The sequence below is a fragment of the Micromonospora eburnea genome, assembly GCF_900090225.1.
Taxonomy (GTDB): domain Bacteria; phylum Actinomycetota; class Actinomycetes; order Mycobacteriales; family Micromonosporaceae; genus Micromonospora; species Micromonospora eburnea.
On the sequence record NZ_FMHY01000002.1, the window covers coordinates 4,356,549 to 4,377,431 of the forward strand.

At 71.0% G+C, this 20,883-nt stretch carries 18 protein-coding genes; 10 read left to right on the forward strand and 8 right to left on the reverse strand.

The features are described from left to right. Positions 1-67: 67 nt before the first annotated feature. Complete coding sequence (locus tag GA0070604_RS19370) at positions 68-2,278, reverse strand: heavy metal translocating P-type ATPase (RefSeq protein ID WP_244162006.1); 2,211 nt, start codon at positions 2,276-2,278, stop codon at positions 68-70. 236 nt (positions 2,279-2,514) lie between these two features. After that, on the reverse strand, positions 2,515-2,724 hold the full coding sequence (locus GA0070604_RS19375; protein WP_091120187.1) for a heavy-metal-associated domain-containing protein: 210 nt from the start codon (positions 2,722-2,724) through the stop codon (positions 2,515-2,517). 202 nt (positions 2,725-2,926) lie between these two features. Between GA0070604_RS19375 and GA0070604_RS19380 the strand changes: the two genes are divergently transcribed. Beyond that, positions 2,927-4,087 carry an NAD(P)/FAD-dependent oxidoreductase gene (locus GA0070604_RS19380; protein ID WP_208602120.1) on the forward strand — a complete coding sequence of 387 codons (1,161 nt, stop codon included), beginning with the start codon at positions 2,927-2,929 and terminating at the stop codon, positions 4,085-4,087. A gap of 69 nt (positions 4,088-4,156) precedes the next feature. Here the strand turns inward: GA0070604_RS19380 and GA0070604_RS19385 are convergent, their stop codons facing one another. Continuing rightward, positions 4,157-4,918, reverse strand: a complete 762-nt coding sequence (locus tag GA0070604_RS19385) for a GNAT family N-acetyltransferase (RefSeq protein WP_091120192.1) — start codon at positions 4,916-4,918, stop codon at positions 4,157-4,159. A gap of 566 nt (positions 4,919-5,484) precedes the next feature. On the opposite strand from GA0070604_RS19385, the gene GA0070604_RS19390 reads away from it, so the two are divergent. Next, positions 5,485-6,273 (forward strand): DUF2306 domain-containing protein, encoded by a 789-nt coding sequence (locus tag GA0070604_RS19390; protein ID WP_091120196.1) that lies wholly within the window; start codon positions 5,485-5,487, stop codon positions 6,271-6,273. On the opposite strand, the gene GA0070604_RS19395 is transcribed toward GA0070604_RS19390, so the two are convergent. Together GA0070604_RS19395 and GA0070604_RS33970 are read right to left on the reverse strand one after the other, a co-directional pair. Then, complete coding sequence (locus GA0070604_RS19395) at positions 6,257-6,856, reverse strand: PLL family lectin (protein WP_141721340.1); 600 nt, start codon at positions 6,854-6,856, stop codon at positions 6,257-6,259. The genes GA0070604_RS19390 and GA0070604_RS19395 overlap by 17 nt on opposite strands. Positions 6,857-7,590: 734 nt before the next feature. Beyond that, positions 7,591-7,716, reverse strand: a complete 126-nt coding sequence (locus GA0070604_RS33970) for a hypothetical protein (protein WP_279615697.1) — start codon at positions 7,714-7,716, stop codon at positions 7,591-7,593. A 3-nt stretch (positions 7,717-7,719) separates the two neighbouring features. On the opposite strand from GA0070604_RS33970, the gene GA0070604_RS19400 reads away from it, so the two are divergent. The 6 genes from GA0070604_RS19400 to tuf all read left to right on the forward strand — a co-directional run bounded on the left by GA0070604_RS19400 (position 7,720) and on the right by tuf (position 16,006). Next, complete coding sequence (locus tag GA0070604_RS19400; protein ID WP_091120202.1) at positions 7,720-8,580, forward strand: CPBP family intramembrane glutamic endopeptidase; 861 nt, start codon at positions 7,720-7,722, stop codon at positions 8,578-8,580. Between the two features lie 65 nt (positions 8,581-8,645). After that, positions 8,646-9,539: an SGNH/GDSL hydrolase family protein gene (locus tag GA0070604_RS19405; protein WP_091120206.1), complete on the forward strand. Its 894-nt coding sequence runs from the start codon at positions 8,646-8,648 to the stop codon at positions 9,537-9,539. Positions 9,540-9,867: 328 nt separating this feature from the next. Beyond that, complete coding sequence (abc-f, locus tag GA0070604_RS19410; RefSeq protein ID WP_091120210.1) at positions 9,868-11,505, forward strand: ribosomal protection-like ABC-F family protein; 1,638 nt, start codon at positions 9,868-9,870, stop codon at positions 11,503-11,505. Between the two features lie 74 nt (positions 11,506-11,579). Then, positions 11,580-13,193, forward strand: a complete 1,614-nt coding sequence (locus GA0070604_RS19415; RefSeq protein ID WP_091120213.1) for an ABC-F family ATP-binding cassette domain-containing protein — start codon at positions 11,580-11,582, stop codon at positions 13,191-13,193. 276 nt (positions 13,194-13,469) lie between these two features. Then, complete coding sequence (locus tag GA0070604_RS19420) at positions 13,470-14,405, forward strand: hypothetical protein (RefSeq protein WP_244162221.1); 936 nt, start codon at positions 13,470-13,472, stop codon at positions 14,403-14,405. Positions 14,406-14,818: 413 nt separating this feature from the next. Beyond that, positions 14,819-16,006, forward strand: a complete 1,188-nt coding sequence (gene tuf, locus GA0070604_RS19425; RefSeq protein ID WP_091127269.1) for an elongation factor Tu — start codon at positions 14,819-14,821, stop codon at positions 16,004-16,006. Between the two features lie 53 nt (positions 16,007-16,059). Here the strand turns inward: tuf and GA0070604_RS19430 are convergent, their stop codons facing one another. Continuing rightward, positions 16,060-16,650 carry a DinB family protein gene (locus GA0070604_RS19430; protein ID WP_091120220.1) on the reverse strand — a complete coding sequence of 197 codons (591 nt, stop codon included), beginning with the start codon at positions 16,648-16,650 and terminating at the stop codon, positions 16,060-16,062. A 112-nt stretch (positions 16,651-16,762) separates the two neighbouring features. Continuing rightward, positions 16,763-17,257, reverse strand: a complete 495-nt coding sequence (locus GA0070604_RS19435; RefSeq protein WP_091120223.1) for an SMI1/KNR4 family protein — start codon at positions 17,255-17,257, stop codon at positions 16,763-16,765. Positions 17,258-17,533: 276 nt separating this feature from the next. Here GA0070604_RS19435 and GA0070604_RS33635 point away from each other — a divergent pair, with 276 nt between their 5' ends. Both GA0070604_RS33635 and GA0070604_RS19445 read left to right on the forward strand, forming a co-directional pair. Continuing rightward, complete coding sequence (locus GA0070604_RS33635) at positions 17,534-18,067, forward strand: DUF4240 domain-containing protein (RefSeq protein WP_091120228.1); 534 nt, start codon at positions 17,534-17,536, stop codon at positions 18,065-18,067. 307 nt (positions 18,068-18,374) lie between these two features. Continuing rightward, positions 18,375-19,790 carry an alpha/beta fold hydrolase gene (locus GA0070604_RS19445; protein WP_141721343.1) on the forward strand — a complete coding sequence of 472 codons (1,416 nt, stop codon included), beginning with the start codon at positions 18,375-18,377 and terminating at the stop codon, positions 19,788-19,790. A 15-nt stretch (positions 19,791-19,805) separates the two neighbouring features. On the opposite strand, the gene GA0070604_RS19450 is transcribed toward GA0070604_RS19445, so the two are convergent. Beyond that, positions 19,806-20,882, reverse strand: a complete 1,077-nt coding sequence (locus GA0070604_RS19450; RefSeq protein ID WP_141721344.1) for a pyridoxal-phosphate dependent enzyme — start codon at positions 20,880-20,882, stop codon at positions 19,806-19,808. Position 20,883 lies beyond the last annotated feature (1 nt).

The window sequence follows — 20,883 nt, forward strand, 5'->3', positions numbered from 1 at the left end:
GGCACACCGGAGGGAACACGTTCTGGCCCGGCCGGCTCGGTGCCGGCCGGGCCGAAGGCGGACGTGTTCAGTGGTGTTGGGGCGTCAGGCGGACTCGTCTGAGCAGTTGTGCGTTGAGCGCCACCACGATGGTGGAGGCGGACATCAGCACCGCGCCGACCGCCGGGCTGAGCGCGACGCCGGCCCAGGCCAGTGCGCCGGCGGCGAGCGGGATCGCCACCACGTTGTAGCCGGCCGCCCAGGCCAGGTTCTGCACCATCTTCCGGTAGGACGCCCGGGACAGCCGGATCACGCCGGTCACGCCGCGCGGGTCGGAGGAGGCCAGGACGACCCCGGCCGACTCGATCGCCACGTCGGTGCCGGCACCGATCGCGATGCCCACGTCGGCGCGGGCCAGGGCCGGAGCGTCGTTCACCCCGTCGCCGACCATCGCCACGGTCAGGCCGCGGGCCTGCAGGTCGGCGACCGCCTTGTCCTTGTCGGCGGGGAGCACCTCGGCGAACACCTCGTCCACGCCGGTCCGGAAGCCCAGGTCGGCGGCGACCGCCTCAGCGACCGGCCGGGCGTCCCCGGTGATCATGACGATCTTGTTCACTCCCGCTTCCCGCAGCTCGGCGATCGCCTGCCGGGCCTCCGGCCGTACCTCGTCCTCGAGGGCGAACGCTCCGATCGCCTCCGGCCGGCCGCCGGCCGGCAGGCGCAACAGGTGCAGCACGGCAGCTCCCCGCTCCGACCACCGGCTGCTGGCGGTGGCGAGCTCGGCAGGCACCGTGGCGTCGAGTTCCCGCAGCAGGGCGGGCCCGCCGACCGCGTACGAGGTGCCGTCGACAACCGCCTGCACCCCACGCCCGGTCAGCGAACGGAAGTCGCGGGCGATGGCTGCCGCGCCTCGGTTCCGGGCTGCCTTGACCAGTGCCCTCGCGAGGGGGTGCTCGCTGTCGGCCTCGACGGCCCCGGCGACACGCAGCACCTCGTCCTCGGTGAGCCCGTGGGCGGCGGCGGTCGCCGTGACGGTGTGGGCGCCCTTGGTCAGGGTGCCGGTCTTGTCGAACAGAACGGCGTCGACGCCGCGCATGCGTTCCAGGGCCATGCGGTCCTTGACCAGAATGCCGGCCTTGGCCGACACCGCGGTCGACAGCGCGATCACCAGCGGGATGGCCAGTCCAAGCGCGTGCGGGCAGGCGATCACCAGCACCGTCACGGTGCGGACAACGGCGTCGTTGACGTCGCCGAGCGCCCACCAGGCGGTGAAGGTAATCAGCGCGGCGGCGGTGGCCAGGTAGAACAGCGCCGCGGCGAACCGGTCGGCGAGCACCTGCGCGCGGCCGGCGGACGCCTGCGCCTGGGCGACGAGGCGACCGATTCCGGCGAGGGCGGTGTCCTCACCGACTGCTTCGACGCGTACCCGAAGGGTGTTGTCCGTGGCGACCGTGCCCGCCACCACACGGTCGCCGACGGTACGCGGCACCGGCCGCGACTCCCCCGTGATCATCGATTCGTCCAGCTCGGCGGCGCCGTCGACGATACGGCCGTCGGCGGGGATGCGAGCGCCGGAGCGGATCAGGACCACGTCGCCGAGCCGCAGCCCGGTCACCGGCACCCGTCGGACGAGCCCTTCGCCCTCGATCCGCTCGGCGTCGTCGGGCAGCAGGGCGGCGAGGGCGGCCAGCGCGCCCTGCGCCTGCCCGATGGCCTTCATCTCCTGCCAGTGGCCGAGCAGCATGATGCTCACCAGCGCGGCCAACTCCCACCAGAAGTCGAGGTGGAACAGGCCGAGGCTGGTCGCCAGGGAGGCGACATAGGCGACGGCGATCGCCATCGAGATCAGCAGCATCATGCCCGGCGCGCGGTCCCGGACCTCACGCACCGCGCCGACCAGGAACGGCCAGCCGCCGTAGAAGAAGACGATTGAGCCGAGGACCGGGCCGACCCATGCCATGCCGGGGAAGTCGAGTGAGTAGCCGAACCAGTCCATCACCATGTGGCTGGTGGCCACGATCGGCAGGGTCAGAGCCAGGCTGAGCCAGAACTTGCGGCGGAACTGCTCCGGATCATGCCCGGCATGCTTGTCGTGCCCGTGCCCGTGCCCGTGGCCGCCGTGGTGGCCGCGGTGCTCTTCATGGCCATGGTGCTCTGGATGACTGTGGTGCTCTGGATGGCCGGGGTGGGCCGGGGTTCCCGGGGCCGGCACGTGCACGTCGTGCTCGGATGCGCCCGTTCCGTGGCCAGGGTGAGTATGCGCGTCGGGCAGGTCCTGCTCGATGTGGTGACGGGTCATGGTGTCCACCTCCGCCTTCAAACTATACCCCTAGGGGGTATGTGGCAAGTCGTGGTTGCCGGGCTGGCCCAGTTGCTCGATTACGGCTGCCCGGCAGGGGTAACTCATCGAGGCCGGACTGCGGGCACGTCTACCGGAGGGACGGACGACGCATCGGCCAGGTGACCGCCACCCACGTCGAGGCCCGCTGCCCACGCTGGGCAGCGGGCCTCGACGCGTACGGGGCGACCGGCGTGTCAGACCGGCGCCGCCTCGTATCCAGCCGCCTCAAGCGCCTCCACGACCCGGGCGTCGTCGACCTGCCGCGCCGCCCGCACCGCGACCTGGCCGGCGGCCAGGTCCACGTCGACCTGGTCGACCCCGCCCAGCTCACCGAGCAGGTTCCGCACCTTGTTGGCGCAGCCGGTGCAGGTCATACCGCCGACCTTGTACACACTCGCGCTCATGTCCAGCTCCCTTCAAGATATACCCCTGCCGGGTATCTGCCTTGACCGTACGTCGGTACGGCCGCTTCACGCAAACCCCTGAATCGCAATGTCCGGGGCGCGGATCTGCCCGGCCCGTGGAGCCGAGCCTATACCCCCTCCCCCTAGGTGTATATGCTGAGCGTCGTACCCGCCGGGGGTATAAGCCATGGAGGTGGCCAACGTGGAGAGAATCGTGGTGGTCGGTGCGTCGCTGGCCGGAGTGCGCGCCGTTCAGGCGCTACGCACCGCTGGCTTCACCGGCGAACTGACGCTTATCGGCGCCGAGCGGCACAGCCCCTACAACCGCCCACCCCTGTCCAAGAGCGTGCTGCGGGGCGACGACGACGTCACCCTGCCCGGCGCGGCGGAACTCGACGAGAAATGGCTGCTCGGCAGGGCGGCGATGCGGCTCGACACGATCGCCAGGGTGGTGACCGTGGACGACGGCTCGGAGGTCCGCTATGACGGACTCGTCATCGCCACCGGCGCCCGGCCCCGGCGGCTGGCCGACCATCCGGCAGGCGTACACACCCTGCGGACGCTCGACGACGCGCTCGCCCTGCGCGCCGCCCTGAGCGAGGGGCAGCGGCGGATCGTGGTGATCGGCGGCGGCTTCGTCGGCGGGGAGGTCACGTCGACAGCGCGGTCTCTCGGCCACGAGGTCACGCTCGTCGACGGTGCGGCGCACCCCATGGTCACCGCCCTGGGCACCCAGACCGCCCAGTGGCTCGGCGATCTTCACCGGCACAACGGCGTGAACCTCATCTCCGGAGTACGGGTCACCGGCTTTGACGGCACCGCGCGGGTCACCGGCGTACGGCTCGGCGACGGTCGCGTCATCCCGGCCGACCTCGTCGTCGCGGGCATGGGCGTGGTGCCCAACACCGACTGGCTCGACGGCAGCGGCCTCACCGTCGCGGACGGCGTGGTGTGCGAGTCGACCCTGCATGCCCGGGGCGCGGCCGACATCGTGGCCGCCGGCGACGTGGCGCGCTGGCCGCACCAGTTGTACGGCAACACCCTGGTCCGGGTCGAGCACTGGGCCAACGCCAACGACCAGGGCCGGGTGGCCGCGCTGAACCTGCTGGCCGGGCCCGACGACGCCACGCCGTTCGCCGACGTGCCCTCGTTCGCCACGAACGCGCACGGCGCGCGGATCCAGATCGCCGGCCTGCCACACCTGGCCGAGGAGTCCAGGCTGGTCACCGGCGCGGTCGAGGACCACCAGTTCACCGTCGGCTTCACCCGCAACGGTGTGCTGGTCGGGGTGGTGGCGGTGAACTCACCGAGGGACTTCGTCCGCCTGAAGCGGGGCGTCGCCGCGCGGTCGGCTGGTCTTTGAACGTGCGCGTACTGCGCGACCCCCGCTGAACCGGCGTTCCTCCTCGGCGGATGCCCGGATGCTCCGGCGTTATCGAGAGGACCACCAGGTCGAAGCCGAGGCGGCGGTGAAGCCGAGGGACTCGTACAGCGGCCTACCCAGCCGTGAGGCCGTGAGCGTGACCGGCCGGTCCACCAGATGGGCGAGGGACCCCAGCATGACCGCCCGCCCCACGCCACGGGAACGGAAAGCCGCACGGGTTCCGACCCAGTAGTGGCTGCCGAACCCGTTCGCCGCGACGGTGACGCACGCCCCGGCGACCTCACCGTCAAGACGCGCGACGAACACGTCCACACCCGGCTGCTCGATCAGGGCCAGGGGGAACATCTCGCCGCCCCGATACGGTTCGAACCTGGTCAGTTCGAAGCTCGCGATCACGACACGTTCGGCCGCGCGCAGGTCCGCCTCGGTCCGCACCCGGCACACCTCCATCGCCGGTTCGGCCACAAGGCCGGGCTGGCGCAGCATCACCGGCATCTGCCAGCTACGCATGTCCAGATGGCTCAGATCGGTCGCGCTGAACGGGTCCTCGGCGTCGACCGGACCGGTGGCCCGGCTCGCCAGCTCGGTGATCTCGGCCATCTCGTCGACGCCGAGGTCGGGCTCCTGAATCAGGACGCGCAGGCCCGCGCGCTCGTCACCGGCGACAGCGAGGAAACCCCGGCGGCGGATCACCTCGTGGCCACGGGCCCGGCCTTTCGCGGCCCAGAAGGCGGCGGAGTTGCGGGCCTGGCGCAGCGGCGCCTCGGCGAGGTGCGCGAGCTGGTCGTTGATGTTCGTTCCGATCGTCATGGTGCTAACGATTCCTTCTCAATGCCCCGAGCACTGTACTCGTTCTGCCGTCGATCCACTGTGCTCGCCGGCCCGCTCACCATCTGCCCATGCTGACGCCTCGGGCTCGACGGCGGCGAGTCCGGGACGCTGAGTCGCCTCATCTGGGGCCGATACGGCTCATCGCGCCCGGCGTGACCGCACGGTGATCGTCACACAGCCGAGGCCGATCACCAGTGCGGCCCGGACAGCCCGAGGGCCCACCAGACCCCCGCGTCCGACCCGGTCGTAGGCGCGCCGCCCCCGGGTCCGTCGCAGTCCAGGTGATCTTGTCGATGACCTCGCTGATCCACGCGCCGTGCACCTCGATCGGCGTGGCCAGGAACCGAGGTGGGGCCAGCACCACCACGAAGGCGGGCTTCAGCACCGCTGACCCGACGACCGGCACGGAGCAGAGTTCCTTCCATCGATTCGGTCACCCAAGCGCGGCACGCCCGGCGTGGTCGGTCGCGGGACCCGGCCGACCGGGCCGGGCGAACGCCCGATCTCCCGGTCGCCGGGAGCCGCTGAGAGACAGGGGAAGCGAAATGCCCACAACGCTCGACAACTCGTCAACCCCGTCCACCACCGGCACGCCGCCGGTGCGGCCGGACGATCGCAGCCGCCCGCGACGGCAACTGCGCTGGGCGGTACCGCTGCTGCTGGTCGCGACCGGGTTCGTCGCGTACGCGTTGCCGCCGTACCTGACGCTGGATCCGAGCCGGTCCCGACTGCCCGCCCCGGAGGGTGTCCCGCAGTACTACCCGCTGCTGGTGGCACACATCGTCTTCGGCTCGGTGGCGCTGCTCGCCGGCTGTTTCCAGGTCTGGCCGTGGTTCCGCCGACGTCACCCGGTCGCACACCGCTGGATGGGTCGGGCGTACTTCTTCGGCGGGGTCTTCCCGGCGGGGGTCGCCGTGCTGGGCGTCGCACCGTTCAGCAGCACCGGTTTCGTCTCCCAGGTCGGCAACACCATGCTGGCGGTCCTGTGGTTGGCCACCTCGATCGCCGGGTACCGGATGGCGCGGCAACGCCGGTTCGTCGAGCACCGCCGGTGGATGGTCCGCAGTTTCGCGCTGACCACGTCGATCGTGCTGAACCGGGTGTGGTTGATCCTCTTCGTCGTTCTGCTGCTGCCGCACGTCGACACGACGTACGGCGGCGACCAGGACGCGATGATCCAGGCAGCGGCCGGCGGCAGCGTCTGGATGAGCTGGGTGGTCAACCTGCTCGTCGCCGAGTGGTGGTTGGAGCGCGGCGACGCCCACCGCCGGGCCCGGCGCGCCGTCCAGGTCGCCAGCCATCGCCATGACGGGTCAGCTACGGAGAGAGGGTGAGCGAGACGTTGAAGCCGTCCCGGATCAACCCGGGCGCTCGAATCGGCGCCAACTCGCCCTGCCACGGCTGCGGGAACGGCCCGCCGGGCCACCGCCAGCGCCACCACCACCAGATTTCGTTGCCGCACCATCCGGAGTAGAGGTAGTCCCCGGCGGCGAGGAGCGAGACCGGGCCTCCCGGACGTGCGACACCGGTAGGGCCGACCGCGAACGGCTCCAGCCAACTGCCGGTCAGGTCGGTTGCCGCGGCCCGGATCGCGCCGTCGGCACCGGCGAAGAACACGGCCAGCGCGCCGTTGGGAAGCCGCACCGCGGCCAGGGAAGCCCCGGACGGCACCGCCCCGGCTGCTGTGATCGCTACCGGCGCCCACGGGTCCGGCAGCGGTCCCGCCGAGATGTGCGCCGTCCAGAGACGTCCGTCCCGCCCGGTGAAGAACGTCTGCACGCCGGCGCTGGTGGTCAGCGCCGCCACACCCCCACCGGGTTGCGCCACATCGGGGGGACTGTTCAGGACCGCTGCCGGCGTACCGGAGCCGGTCTGCCAGATCGAATACAGCCCGCCGTTGCCCCCCACGAACACCACCCCGGGAGCGGACGCGGGTGACACGGCCGCCGCGATGATCGCGCCGGGTGGCGCGATACCCGCCCCGGACCAGGGTTGTGGTCCAGGTCCTCCCGGCCGTGCCGGTTGGCGATAGGAAGCACGGTAGACCGCACCGTTACGTCCCACGAAAAAGACGTGCTCCCAACCTTGGGCGCTCACCGCGCTCAACGGAGCACCCGGCGGCGCCAGACCGCTCGGTCCGTCCAGGGCGACGGTGTAACCCGGATGAGTGTAGGCGGGTGCCGTCATCATCATTCCGCCCTGCGTACCGATGGCGAAGGCGGACACACTGCCATCGTTTTCCATGAACGTGGCCAGACCGGCGCCCGGCGGGGCCATCACGGCACTGCTGACCGGCACCGGAGCCCCGAACGACGACGAATAGAGACGGCCGTCAGCCCCAATCGCGAACCCGACCGGCTGGCCCAGCGCGGCCTGCGCCGCACCGGCCGCCGGCGGCCCGAGTGGCGCGATCACGAGAGCCGCAGCGGCGCCCACCCCCATGACAAGGCGCCGGAACCGGCCACTGGCACTGGTCATCGAAACTCCTCCCGATCACAGCACCGCTGACAATAGATTCCCCATCCCCCACGTCCATTGCCCATCATCAATGGCTGATGCGATGTGCGAATTCGCGCCGCGCCCCTTGACACGAAGGCCGGCACCCGGCGCCGCAGACGCTCCCACCACACCCGCCGCCCCAACCCTCGACCTCAGCCTTGATCCCGCTCGACGGCTGCCGTACTAGGGTCGAGGGCGACCCGCGCGATGACGGTACGCAGCGACACCGCGACCGCCCGTCGCCGGATCGGCGGCGACGCCGCGAAGGTGAGGAGCACGTCATGGTCATGGCCGACGGCCGCCCGGCCGGTCGATCGCCCCTGCGCTTCTTCGCGCTCGTCTTCGCCCTGGCGATTCCGTTCTGGCTCCTCGAACCGCTGACCGAGGACCTCTCGGCCGTGCTCCCCATGCGGCTGCCGACCAGCGCGGCGATGTTCGTCTGCCCGTTCGTCGCCGCGCTGATCCTCACCCGCACCGACGCCCATCCCCGCAGCGCCCGGCGCCTGCTGCGACACAGCGTCAGCCGGCAGGGCATCGACCGCCGGCGGTGGTACCTGCCGGCGCTGCTGATCATGCCGGCGCTCATGTTCCTGTCGTACGTGGTGGCCCGCGCCGTCGGGGACCCGATGCCCGCTCCCCGCTTCGACCTCACGTCCGCCCTGGTCGCCCTCGTGCTGTTCGGCGTCGCCGGCGTGATGGAGGAGGTCGGCTGGATGGGCTACCTCGGCGGGGTGCTCCAGGAGCGGTACACCGCGCTGGGGGCCGCGACGCTCCTCGGCGTGGTCTGGGCCGTCTGGCACATCGTGCCGTACGCGCAGGCCGGCCACTCCGTACAGTGGATCACCTGGCAGTGCGTGCTGACGGTGGCGCTACGGGTCACCATCTTCTGGCTCTACAACAACAACGCCGGCAACGTGCTGCTGGCGAGCCTCTTCCACGCGAGCATCAACGTCAGCGACGCGCTCTATCCGGTCGACGGGTCCGCCTACAACCCGGTCATCTCCGGCGCGGTGATCGTGCTGGCCGCCACCGTCATCGCCTTCCTCTGGGGCGCGGACACCCTGACCCGGTTCCGCTGGTCCCCGTCCCGGCCCACCCCGGCCCCCGCCTCCGAATCAACCAGCGCTGAAACATTTCCCTAAATATTGACGGCCGTCATTTATGCGGGACAGAATCACGGCACCCCATGATCCCACTGGGAGGCGCCATGACCCGTCCCCGCCTGCCGTTCCTCCGAGCGGCGACCCGGGTGGCCGCGATCGCCGCCACCACCGCCGGTGTGCTGCTCGCCCTCACCCAGCCCGCCAGCGCCGCCGTGCCCACCGGACGCTACGTCGCGCTGGGCGACTCGTACACCGCCGGCCCACTCATCCCCACGCAGGTCGACCTGAACTGCCTGCGTTCCAACCGCAACTACCCGTCCCTCGTCGCCGCGTCCGCCGGCTCCTCGTCGTTCGCCGACGTGAGCTGCTCCGGAGCCACCACCAACGACATCCTCAACAGCGGCAGCGGCCAGCTGGGGATCTCCGTACCGCCGCAGCTCAGCGCGGTGACCGCCAGCACGACACTGGTCACCGTGCAGATCGGTGGCAACGACATCGGCTTCTCCAGCATCATCAGCGACTGCGCGCAGGCCAGCCTGAGCAACCCACTCGGATCGCCCTGCAAGAACAGGTACACCGCCGGGGGCACCGACCAACTGCAAGCCAGGATCAATGGCGCCGCCCCGAAGGTGACCGCCGTGCTCCAGGCGGTACACGCGGCCGCCCCGGGCGCGAAGGTCGTGGTGATCGGCTACCCGGCGATCCTGCCCGACAGCGGCTACGGCTGCTGGCCCACGGTTCCGATCGCCTACCAGGACGTGCCCTACCTGCGCGCCGTCGAGAAGTCGCTGAACGCGATGCTCGCCAGCACCGCGGCCGCCAACAACGCCACCTACGCCGACGCGTACACCCCATCGATCGGCCGCGACGCATGCACCAGCAGCGGCACCCGGTGGGTCGAAGGTCTGATCCCCCAGAACTCGGCCGCGCCGTTCCACCCGAACGCCACCGGCGAACGGGGCATGGCCGACGCCGTGCTGACCAAGCTGAACAGCTGACCGACCAGCACCCCACGAACCGGGTCCCGTCGCGTCGCGGCGGGACCCGTTCGGCCCCGGGCTGAGATCGGCGGTGCATCGCGATCCCGATCTGATCGAACTGCCCTCCTGACGGGTTGTACCGCTTGTTAAGCTAGTCCTGCGGCGTGGACCGCGATGAGAGTGCGAGGGAGCAGAGTCATGGTGACGGGGGACGACGACATCTCGGGGTGAGCGGCCCCAGCCGCCCGCCGGCCTGCGCCGGGGCGGCCCTGTCTTGTCGTAGACCTGTCTGCCCGGCCGGGGCGTCTTTCGCGTCCCCGGCTCTCTCTCCGAGGTTGACTCCCCGATGTCTGATGTCTGCATTGTTTGCACCAACCTGTCCTTTTCCTGGCCGGACGACACTCCGGTCTTCCGGAATCTGTCCTTCACCGTGCCGCCCGGCCGTACGGGCCTGGTCGCGCCGAACGGCGCCGGCAAGACAACCCTGCTCCGTCTGATCGCGGGCGACCTCACCCCCACCGGTGGCGGCGTGACGGTCGAGGGTGTCCTCGGCTACCTGCCACAGAACCTGCCCCTGGCCGGTGACCTGACCGTCGCGGAGGTGCTCGGGATCGACGCGGCCCTCGCGGCACTGCGCGCCATCGAGGCGGGCGACGCGGCGGAGGAACACTTCACGGCCGTCGGGGACGACTGGGACGTGGAGGAGCGCAGCCGCGCCGAACTCGACCGGCTGGGCCTCGGTGACGTGGCGTTGGACCGGCGCCTGCACACTCTCAGCGGCGGGCAGGTGGTGTCTCTCGGCCTGGCGGCGCAACTGCTCCGGCGCCCGGACGTGCTGCTGCTGGACGAGCCGACCAACAACCTCGACATCGACGCGCGCCACCGGCTGTACGCGGTGCTGGAGGGCTGGTCCGGGTGCCTGCTGGTGGTCAGCCATGACCGGGTCCTGTTGGATCGGATGGACCGCATCGCCGAGCTCGACCGCGGTGAGGTGCGCCTGTTCGGCGGGAACTTCACCGCGTACGAGGAGGCGGCGCGTACGGCACGCGAGGCGGCGGAGCGGACCGTACGCAGCGCCGAGCAGGACGTGAAGCGGGAGAAGCGGGAGATGCAACAGGCCCGGGAGCGGGCCGACCGCCGAGCCAGCAACGCCGCCCGCAACCTCGGCAACGCCGGCCTGGCCCGCATCGTCGCCGGTGGGCTCAAGCGCAGCGCCCAGGAGTCGGCCGGCCGGGCACAGCAGGCGCACGCCAACCGGGTCAGCGAGGCCCAGAACCGGCTCGACGAGGCCAGCCGGTCACTGCGCGACGACCAGGCCCTGACCCTGGACCTGCCCGACACCACCGTGCCCGCCGGCCGTACCGTGGTCGCCGGCGAGCGCATGCAGGTCTACCACGGCGACCGGGCCGTCTTCGCCGGCGACGGCGTCGACCTGACCATCCGGGGACCGGAACGGATCGCGCTGACCGGCCCCAACGGCGCCGGCAAGTCGACCCTGCTGCGCCTGTTGCAGGGTGACCTCGACCCGGACACCGGGCAGGTGCACCGCGCCGACGGCCGCGTCGCGTACCTGTCGCAGCGCCTCGACCTGCTGAATCTCGACCGGACGGTCGCGGAGAACTTCGCCGCGTACGCCCCCGACCGGCCGCCGGCCGAACGGATGAACCTGCTCGCCCGGTTCCTGTTCCGCGGCGCCCGCGCCCATCTCCCGGTCGGCGTGCTCTCCGGCGGCGAGCGGCTGCGCGCCACCCTCGCCTGCGTCCTGTACGCCCAGCCGGCGCCGCACCTGCTGCTGCTTGACGAACCCACCAACAACCTCGACCTGGTCAGCGTGGGCCAACTGGGCAGCGCCCTCACCGCCTACCGGGGTGCGTTCGTGGTGGTCAGCCACGACGAACGGTTCCTCACCGACATCGGTGTGCAGCGGTGGCTCCGCCTCGACGGCGGCCAGCTACGCGAAGTCCCCGCGCCCGAGCACGCCTGACCACCGACTCCGCCCCGCTCCGGGCCACCGGCCGTACCGGCCCGTGGCCCGGAGCGTCCCAAAGGTGACCCTCCATGCCCGACGCACTGCTCGCTCATGACCTCGTCCGTACCCTCGGCACCCGTCGCGTGCTGGACGGGGTCTCTCTCACCGCGGCCCCGGGCCGCCGGATCGGCCTGATCGGCGAGAACGGCACCGGCAAATCCACCCTGCTCCGCCTGCTCGCCGGTGCGGACGAACCGGACGCCGGCACCGTCGTTCGCCCACCAGACCTCGGATACCTGCCGCAGGAAGTCCCCTACGACCCGGCCGCGACCGTGGCGGACGTGCGCGACGACGCCCTGCGCGAGGCCCGTGCCGTCCTCACCGACCTCGATCGGCTCGCCGACCAGCTCGCCCGTACCGTCGACGACACACCCGACCAGGAACGGCTGCTCGCCGACTACAGCGAGCTGCTCGACCGCGCCCAGGCCGTCAACGCCTGGGACGCCGAGCGACGCGCCGACGTGGTCCTCGCGGCAGTCGGCCTCGGCGATGTGGCACCGGAACGGGCGCTCGCCGGGCTCTCCGGCGGCCAGCGCGGCCGGCTCGCGCTCGCCGCCCTGCTCATCCGCCTGCCCTCGGCGCTGCTGCTCGACGAACCCACCAACCACCTCGACGACGCCGCGGCGGCCTTTCTCGAACAGCAGTTGCGCGACCTGCCCGGAGCCGTCGTCGTAGCCAGTCACGACCGGGCCTTCCTCGACGCCGTCTGCACCGACCTGATCGACCTCGACCCCGCTGTCTCCGGCCCGGTCCGCTTCGGCGGCAGCTACCGCGACTACCTGGCTCACCAGCGCAGCGAGCGGGAGCGCTGGCAGCGACGCCACGCCGAACAGCAGGAGGAACTGGCCGAGCTACGCCGGCAGGTCGCGGTGACAGCGCACGAGGTCGCGCCGGACCGGGAGCGGCGCGACAACGAGAAGATGGGATACGGCCACACCGCCGGCCGGGTGCAGAACCAGATCGCCCGACGGGTGCGTGCCGCCAGCCGCCGGCTCGACGACCTCGAACGCGCCGCCGTCCCGCCGCCGCCCGAACCGCTGCGGTTCCGCGCCACCGCGCTCGCCACCGCCACCGCCGACGGGACCCTCGTCAGCCTGCGTCACGTGCGGATACCCGGCCGGCTCACCCTCGACCGGCTGGACCTCGCCGCCACCGACCGGCTGCTGGTCACCGGCGCCAACGGTGCGGGCAAGTCCACGCTCCTCGCTGTCCTCGCCGGCCGGCTGGACCCGGCCGGTCACGTCCGACGCCGCCCCGATCTGCGCGTCGGCGTCCTGGCACAGGACACGGTGTTCGACCGGCCCGAGCGCACCGCCACGGAAATCTACGCCAACGTCCTGGGCTCGGTACGCGCCGACGCCGTACCGCTGGACGGCCTCGGCCTGCTCACTGCCCACGACGCGCGTCGGCCGGTCGGCGAGCTGTCGGTCGGCCAGCGACGCCGGCTCGCCCTGGCCCTGTTGGTGGCCGACCCACCCGACCTGCTGCTACTTGACGAGCCCACCAACCACCTCTCGCCCCGACTCTGCGACGAACTGGAGGATGCCCTCGGCGGCAGCCCCGGTGCCGTCGTGGTCGCCAGCCATGACCGGTGGCTGCGCTCCAGGTGGCAGGGACGCGAGATCCATCTACGCGGCACCTGACCGGTCGGGCTCGGACATGCCACCGGAACCCCTGGCCCGGGGGTTGGCCCTCCGGCCCGACGGGGGGTTAACCCCCCGTCGGATCCGGGGGCGCATCGGATGGTTCGGCGGTGCGTGTTCGCCGAGGCTGGTGGACGCATCAGCACCGTCCAAGGCGGGCCCGTCCAATCAGCTACGAGCCCGTGTCCTCTTCTGGAGCGCCCGTTGACCATCCCTGCAAAATGTCTCAGCGCTGTGCGTGGCTGGCACCGCCCGCTGGTGGCGAACGCGACGCTCATGTTCGCCCTGGCATTGTTCTCCGCCGTCGCTCTGTTCGTCGACGATCGCCTGCTCATGGGCGAGGCGATCTGGGTGAAGCCGATGAAGTTCGGCTTCGCCATGGGGGTGTACGGCCTGACGTTGGCGTGGCTGCTCAGCAAGCTGGGCAGGGGCAGACGTCTCGGCTGGTGGCTCGGCACTGTCTTCGCGGTCGCCGGTCTGCTCGACGTCGGTGCCGTCGTCCTTGCTGCCGCGCACGGCACCATCAGCCACTTCAACAACAACGCCGAGCCGGTCGCCCACACCGTGCGAACGGCGTTCTCCATCGGCGTCGCGCCGCTGCTGCTGATCACTCTGATCATCGCGGTCCTGGTCCTGATCCAACGCACCGGCGACCTCGCCATGGCCCGCGCCCTGCGCGCCGGGCTCGGGCTCGCCGCCGCCAGCATGGTGGTGGCCCTCTGGCTCAGCAACTCCGCGGGTGCCCGCACGGTGACCGACGCCAATGGCGACCCGGTGTCCATGAACGGCGGCCACGGCATCGGCGACCCCGACGGCAGCGGCATGTTCCTCACCAACTGGAGTACGACCGGCGGCGACCTTCGCGTACCGCACTTCGTCGGCCTGCACGCCATCCAGGTGCTGCTGCTCATCACCGCGATCCTGGGAGTCCTCGCGACCAGCCATGGCTGGCTCCGCGACGAACGGGTCCGGGCCCGACTGGTCGGCATCGCCGGCCTCGCCTACACCGGTGTGTTCGCAGCGCTCGCCTGGCAGGCGAAGCGTGGCATTCCGGTGACCCGTCTCGATCGGCAGACCCTGGTCGCCTTTACCGGGGTGGCGGTGTTCACGCTCGTGGCGGCCGCAGCGGTGGTCCTCGCCGCGCGCCGGCGGTCCGCGTCGCCCACCGGCAATCTGGCCGTACGGCTGGCCGACGTCGGCGAGGGCGGTTGACCGACCGGCAGCCGGCCGTCCGTGGCCACGGACGGCGGGCCGCGGCCACGGCGACGGTCAGGCGGCGGGCGCAACCGCGCCCCTGCCTCCGCCGTGAGTAGCAGGTCCACGGCGGGAATATCGGTCGCGCCACCCGACGTTCACGGCTAGCGTGACCACCATGTTCGGCACCGTCGGCTCTGTGCGGCCCGCAGGTTCCCACCTGCCGGCCGCCGCCGACGTGTGCGCATGGCTGGCTGATACCCGAGGCTGACCCTCCTCTCGCTCTGGCAGAACCACGGAGGAGGGTGGCCCGGAGGTCCGGCGCTGCCCCGGTAGGCACGCCGTGACGCGCGGTTCTGGCGCGGTCTCTGCGGAGTGGCACCCGCCCGCGTACGTCGTCCGCCATTTCGTCTCCAATGTGGAGTCTCATCATGGCCAAGAGCCAGTTCGTGCGTACGAAGCCGCACCTCAACATCGGCACGATGGGTCACGTCGACCACGGCAAGACGACCCTGACTGCCGCTATCACCAAGGTCCTCGCCGACCGCGACCCCGCCGTCAACCGGTTCGTGTCCTTCGAGGGCATCGACCGGGCGCCGGAGGAGGCGGCGCGGGGCATCACGATCAACATCGCGCACGTCGAGTACGAGACCGCGACCCGGCACTATGCCCACGTGGACATGCCCGGCCACGCCGACTTCGTGAAGAACATGATCACGGGGGCGGCGCAGGTCGACGGGGCGATCCTGGTCGTCTCCGCGCTGGACGGGGCGATGCCACAGACCCGCGAGCACGTGCTCCTCGCTCGGCGGGTCGGCGTGCCCTACCTGGTGGTGGCGATGAACAAGGCCGACGCGGTAGAGGACCCGGAGCTGCTCGACCTGGTCGAGCTCGAGGTTCGGGAGCTGGTGTCCGAATACGGGTTCCCCGGCGACGAGGTGCCCGTCGTACGGGTGTCGGCGCTGCGTGCCCTGGAGGGCGACCCACGCTGGGTGTCGTCCGTCGTGGAGCTGCTCGACGCTGTCGACCGGTACGTCCCGGTGCCAGCCCGCGAGTTCGGCGAGCCGTTCCTGATGCCGATCGAGAACGTCATGACAATCTCCGGTCGGGGGACCGTGGTCACCGGCGCGATCGAGCGGGGCACGCTGCACGTCGGCGACCCGGTGGAGGTGGTCGGCCTCGGCCCGACGCTGGCGACCGTGGCGACGGGGCTGGAAACCTTCGGCAAGTCGCTGACGACCGCCGAGGCCGGGGACAACGCCGCCATCCTGCTGCGCGGGGTCAAGCGCGACCAGGTACAGCGGGGTCAGGTGGTGGCGCAGCCGGGCAGCGTGACGCCGCACCAGCGCTTCCGGGCCAGGCTCTACGCGCTGACCACCGCCGAAGGCGGGCGCCATACGCCGTTCCTCGCCAACTACCGGCCGCAGTTCTACCTCCGCACCACGGACGTGGTCGGGTCGGTGGACCTCGGTGACGTGGCGATGGTCCTGCCGGGCGACACCGTCGACCTGTCGGTGGAGCTGGGCAAGCCGGTCGCGATGGATGTCGGGCTCAGCTTCGCGGTCCGGGAGGGTGGCCGTACGGTCGCCGCCGGCACGGTCACCGAACTGCTCGACTGAGGTACGCGGAAGGGCTCCCTGTCCCGGCAGGGAGCCCTTCCCATACCGTTCGGCTACGCGAACCGGTCAGCGAGCTTCGTCAGCTTCGTGACGTACGCCGGCCAGTCATAGTCGTCGGGGATGTTGGTGTTCTCCCGCCGCAGGCCGATCGTCGTGTCGTGCTGCTCGCGCATGATGTCGGCGTGACCGGCGTGACGGGCCAGGTCGCAGGTCACGTGGATGATGATCCTTTGCAGCGTCACAATCTGTCCGCCCGGCCGCCACCACGGCACCCGGCCCGGCGCGTCGAGCGGTAGCTGTTCGATCGTCTGATCCGCGAACACCCCGACACGGCGATACAGGTCGATCAGCCCACCCTTCGTCTCATCCTCCCGCGCGTACCAGTCCGCCTGCGGATCCTCGTCGTACGCCTGCTCGGGAACCAGTTCCTCGGGCGTCGGGAATTCGCGCCCGAAGGTAGGCCCGAAGTAGCCGGCCTCGACATTGAGGCAGTGCTTGAGAACTCCCAGCAGGTTGTTGCCGGTCGCGGTGCGGGGCAGCCTGGCCTCGCGTTCGCTCAGCCCGTCGAGCTTCCAGATCAGGTCTTCGCGAGTCGCCTGCAGGTAGTGGTGCAGCGCCGCCTTCGGGTCACCCAGATCAGCCATGCCCGCCAGTCTTCCTCATACGCCGGGCCATCGGGCGAGCTGTCGCCTGCAAGATCAGCGCCTGGCTGGCTGGGCCGGCCTCCGGTGTTCGTCAGTGAGTCCGGGCCGCACGCTAACAGTTTCGACAGCCGGTCGGCGCAGGTGCTTCGGGAAATTCCTCGCGCTCGTCCAGCCAGCCGCAGAGCCGTTCAGCCAGAGTGAAGTCTTCGGGAAAGAGCGCATGGTCAAGGCAGCGGACGTTTGGATCCCACCCCCACATTCGGCCGTCCGGCGTACTGAAGTCGACCAGGGACCAGATCGCGCAGCCCCAGGCCAACAGGGGGACAACCGAGGTGGGATGGTTAGGGCGCTCGCGCCATCTCACGTACTCCTCCAACAGTCGGTCGCTGTCGCTGAAGCCGTAGGTCGTATCGGTCAGAGACAACGCCTCGCCTTCGCGGCCAAAGCCTCCATCAGCGACTTCGAGATAGATCCGCTTGAGCAGTGCAGGCATTGGATGCCCAACCGCGGCTTCGAGCTCGGTCACGGCCTCAGGTGGTGCGGGTGGCGGCAGCTTGCCGGCCGGGGTCTGCTCGCGGATCCGCTGGATGATCTCGACTTCGGTCATGGCGGCATTGATAGCAGCAAGTCAGCGTTGCCTGCTCTGTTCGCGGATGGGCGGCCACGAGGATTTGACCCGGACAGCGTCCTGACAGTCCGATGCGGTAGGCCCCTACCGGGCCGGCTTCTTCTGCCTCCCAAGATCAGGCACCCCGAGCGGCCTCACCCCGGTTACCGGGAGGCGAGTCGGGCCTGTCGGAGCAGATACTCCCGCTCCGGGCTGCTCGCCGTCTGCCGTGCCGAGCAGGATCCCGATGTCGGTGGGTCCCGGTACTTTCCTGTCGTGACGACGAATGGCGTGGGCCGGGTGCCGACCGCAGATGATGAGGCCCGGTTCTGGGGTTTGGTCGAATCGGCGTGGGCGACGTGCGGGCCCGAGCCGGCGCACGTTCGACAGGCGCTGGTCGGGCCTGATCCCGCAGCGGACGACAGCAACGCCAGCCTCTACGCCCTCAACGCCTGGACTGATCGGTTTCTGGTCCAGCTGCGGCGGCTGTGTGCCGACCTGTCGAGCGCAGAGCTGACGGATTTGGACCGGGTGGTCGAGCGAAAGCTGCACGACATCGATCGGCAAGAGATCCATGAGCACACCGACGGCTCGGACGACGGCTTCCTGTACTGCCGGGGGTTCATCGTCGCGGCCGGCAAAGAGTTCTACGAGGCGGTCCACGCCGACCCCGCGATGGCGGTGATGGACGCAGAGTGCGAGGCGATGTGCTACTTCTTCGCCCACCTGCACAACGAGCGGTTCGGCGGCTATCCGGACACCGGTTCGGGCATTTCCCGCGAGTCGGGCTGCAATCCGAGCGGGTGGTGACGGTCCCCGTTCGACAAGGCGGTCGGGATCGAGCACGTGGTGCCGCCGACTGGGTTTGGCATCTGCCCGAGACCGGTTGGCCGGGCGCGCTCTCATGTCGCGCTGAGGTGTGGCTGCTGCCTGTCTCATACCGGGCGTAGGCGGTGAGGTCGGCGCGGTTGAGCCTGTCTGGGCTGGATACTCGGATGCGCCGTGCGGTGCCACATTGTCCAGGAAATCGAATAGTGTGTGATCTCGACCTGTGGTGGGGCGGCCTGCGGGGGTGAGGACGGGCAACCGCCGCTGGTCGTCCGGAAGGGAACGCCAGGTGCGGGCAACTCGGGCCGGGCGTTGGACCGGAATCGCCGTGGCCAGCGCCATGTGCGCCATGCTGGGGCCCGCGACGAGGTCCGCGTCGAGGGACGAGACGCCCACCGCGACAGCCACACCGGAGAGCACGGCGCCCCCGCTCACCGAGTCGCGGCCCTGTTCCGACATCGTCGGCTTCACCTGCGCGTACCTGACGGTGCCGCTGGACCGCCGCGAAGGAGCACCGGGGACGCTTCGGTTGCGGGTCGCGACCGCCGACAATGCCGCCGCGCCTCGTGGCACGCTCCTGCTGCTGACCGGCGGGCCAGGACAGGCGGGCGCCGGCCTGCTTCCGCGGCTTCGTCAGCGCTTCTCCTACCTTCTCAACGACTACCGACTCGTCATGATCGACCAACGGGGCACCGGAGCGGGCGCGCTCACCTGCGAGCCGCTCCAGGCCGAGGTGGGCTCGTCCGATGTCACCGTGCCGACACCCGAGGCGGTACGCGAGTGCGCGCGCCTGCTCGGGCCGAACCGTGACCTCTACACGACGGCGGACACCGTCGCGGATCTGGAGGACCTGCGCCGGGCGCTCGGCGTGCCGCAGTGGACGCTGGACGGGGTGTCCTACGGATCGTTCGTCGCCCAGCACTACGGACTGACGTTTCCGCACCGGGTACGCCGGATGGTGCTCGACTCGGTGGTTCCGCAGGACGGCCCCGACGCGCTGTACGTCACCGGCCTGCGCCGCGCCGGGTGGATGCTACGCCAGGCGTGCCAGGAACAGCGCTGCGGCCACGACCCGGCGGCGGCGCTGGCCGACGTCGTGCGCCGCTACGACAACGGCGTCGGCGTCTTCGACCTGATCGTGGCCGCGAGCATCGTCGATCCGAAACTGACCGGCACGGGGTTCTTCCCGGTGCTGGCGCTGCTGCGGTCGGCCGCCCAGGGTGATCCGGCCCCACTCAACCAGGCCATCGCCGAACTGGAGGGCGGCGGTGGCACGTCCCCCGAGCGGTACAGCGCCGGCCTGCACCTGGCGACACTCTGCGCGGACCTGATCCACGCACCGTGGGGAGACTCCACGACCCCGTTGCGGCGGCGGGACGCGGCCATCGACCAAGCGGTGCGAAAGCTTCGCCCCGATCAGGTGTGGCCGTTCGAGCCGAAGACCGCGGTCGGACACGGTGTCGTCCAGGGCTGCCGGCACTGGCCGCCGTCGCGCCCGAACCCACAGCCACCACACCCGCGCCTGACCATGCCGGTGCTCCTGATCAACGGTGACCGGGACGTCTCCACCCCGCTTGAATGGGCGGTCGAGCAGGCCGAGCGCACGCCGCGCGGCAAGCTGGTGACCATCCCGGGCATGGGGCACTCGATCCAGGGCCGCAACCCGGTCGGTGATCAGGCCGTACGCGAGTTCCTGCTCTCCTGAGGCGCCCCCGGTCTGCTACAACGTCTTCAGGCCGGAGCCGGTCAGCGGCAGCACGACCTGCGCTCCGGCGATCTGGTCGCGCAACAGTGGCAGGGCGGCGACGGCCACCGCGCTCGTCGGCTCGACGGACAGGCCGGCCCCACGCAGATGCCGCTGTGCCACGCGGACCTCATCGTCGGTGACGATGACGGCCGCCCCGCCGGTGCGGCGCAGCACCCGGAGAATCTCGGCGCCGCGCACCGGCCGGCTGGTCAGAATGCCCTCGGCGATCGTCACCCCCTCGTCGACCGCCACGGGCTGCGGCCAGCCCCCTCGCCAGGCCTGCGCCACGGGTGCGCAGGCCGCCGACTGCACGGCGTACATCCGCGGCACGGCGGCCACGAGCCCGGCCCGGCGCAGCGCGGCGAACCCGCGGGCCAACCCGAGGAAGAGGTTGCCCTGCCCAACGGGGCAGACCACGGCGTCGGGCACCGAGCCGCCGAGCTGCTCCCAGATCTCCCACGCGCACGTCGACTGCCCGCTGAGGAAGAGCGGGTTCCAGCAGTGGCTGGCGTACGCGGCGGTGCCGGTTTCCCGCCGGCAGGCGGCAGCCGCCGCACCCCGGCCGCCCACCACCTCGACGACCTCGGCCCCCATCTCGGCGATCTGGCGTTTCTTGCCCGCACCGGCGTGCGCGGGTACGAACACCCGGGCCCGGACACCGGCCGCTGCCGCGTACGCCGCCAGCGACGCGCCGGCGTTGCCCGACGAGTCCTCGACGGCCTCCTCGATGCCCAGCGCGCGCAGGTGGCTGACCACCACGGCGGTCCCGCGGTCCTTGTACGAGCCGGTCGGTGACAGGAACTCCAGTTTCGCCAGGAACTCCCCCTCCGGCAGGGCGACCGGCACGAGCGGCGTGCCGCCCTCGCCAAGGGTGATCGGCGGTACGGCCGGCAACATGGCGGCGTAACGCCACAGCGACCATGTGGTGGTGTCGATCGACTGCGGGTCGAACTCCGGTGAGGTCGCCAACTCCCAGGGGGCCTCGCAGTCCGGGCACCGCCACAGTGCCGGGTCGGACGCGACATGGCCGCCGGCGCACCGGAGGCTCACC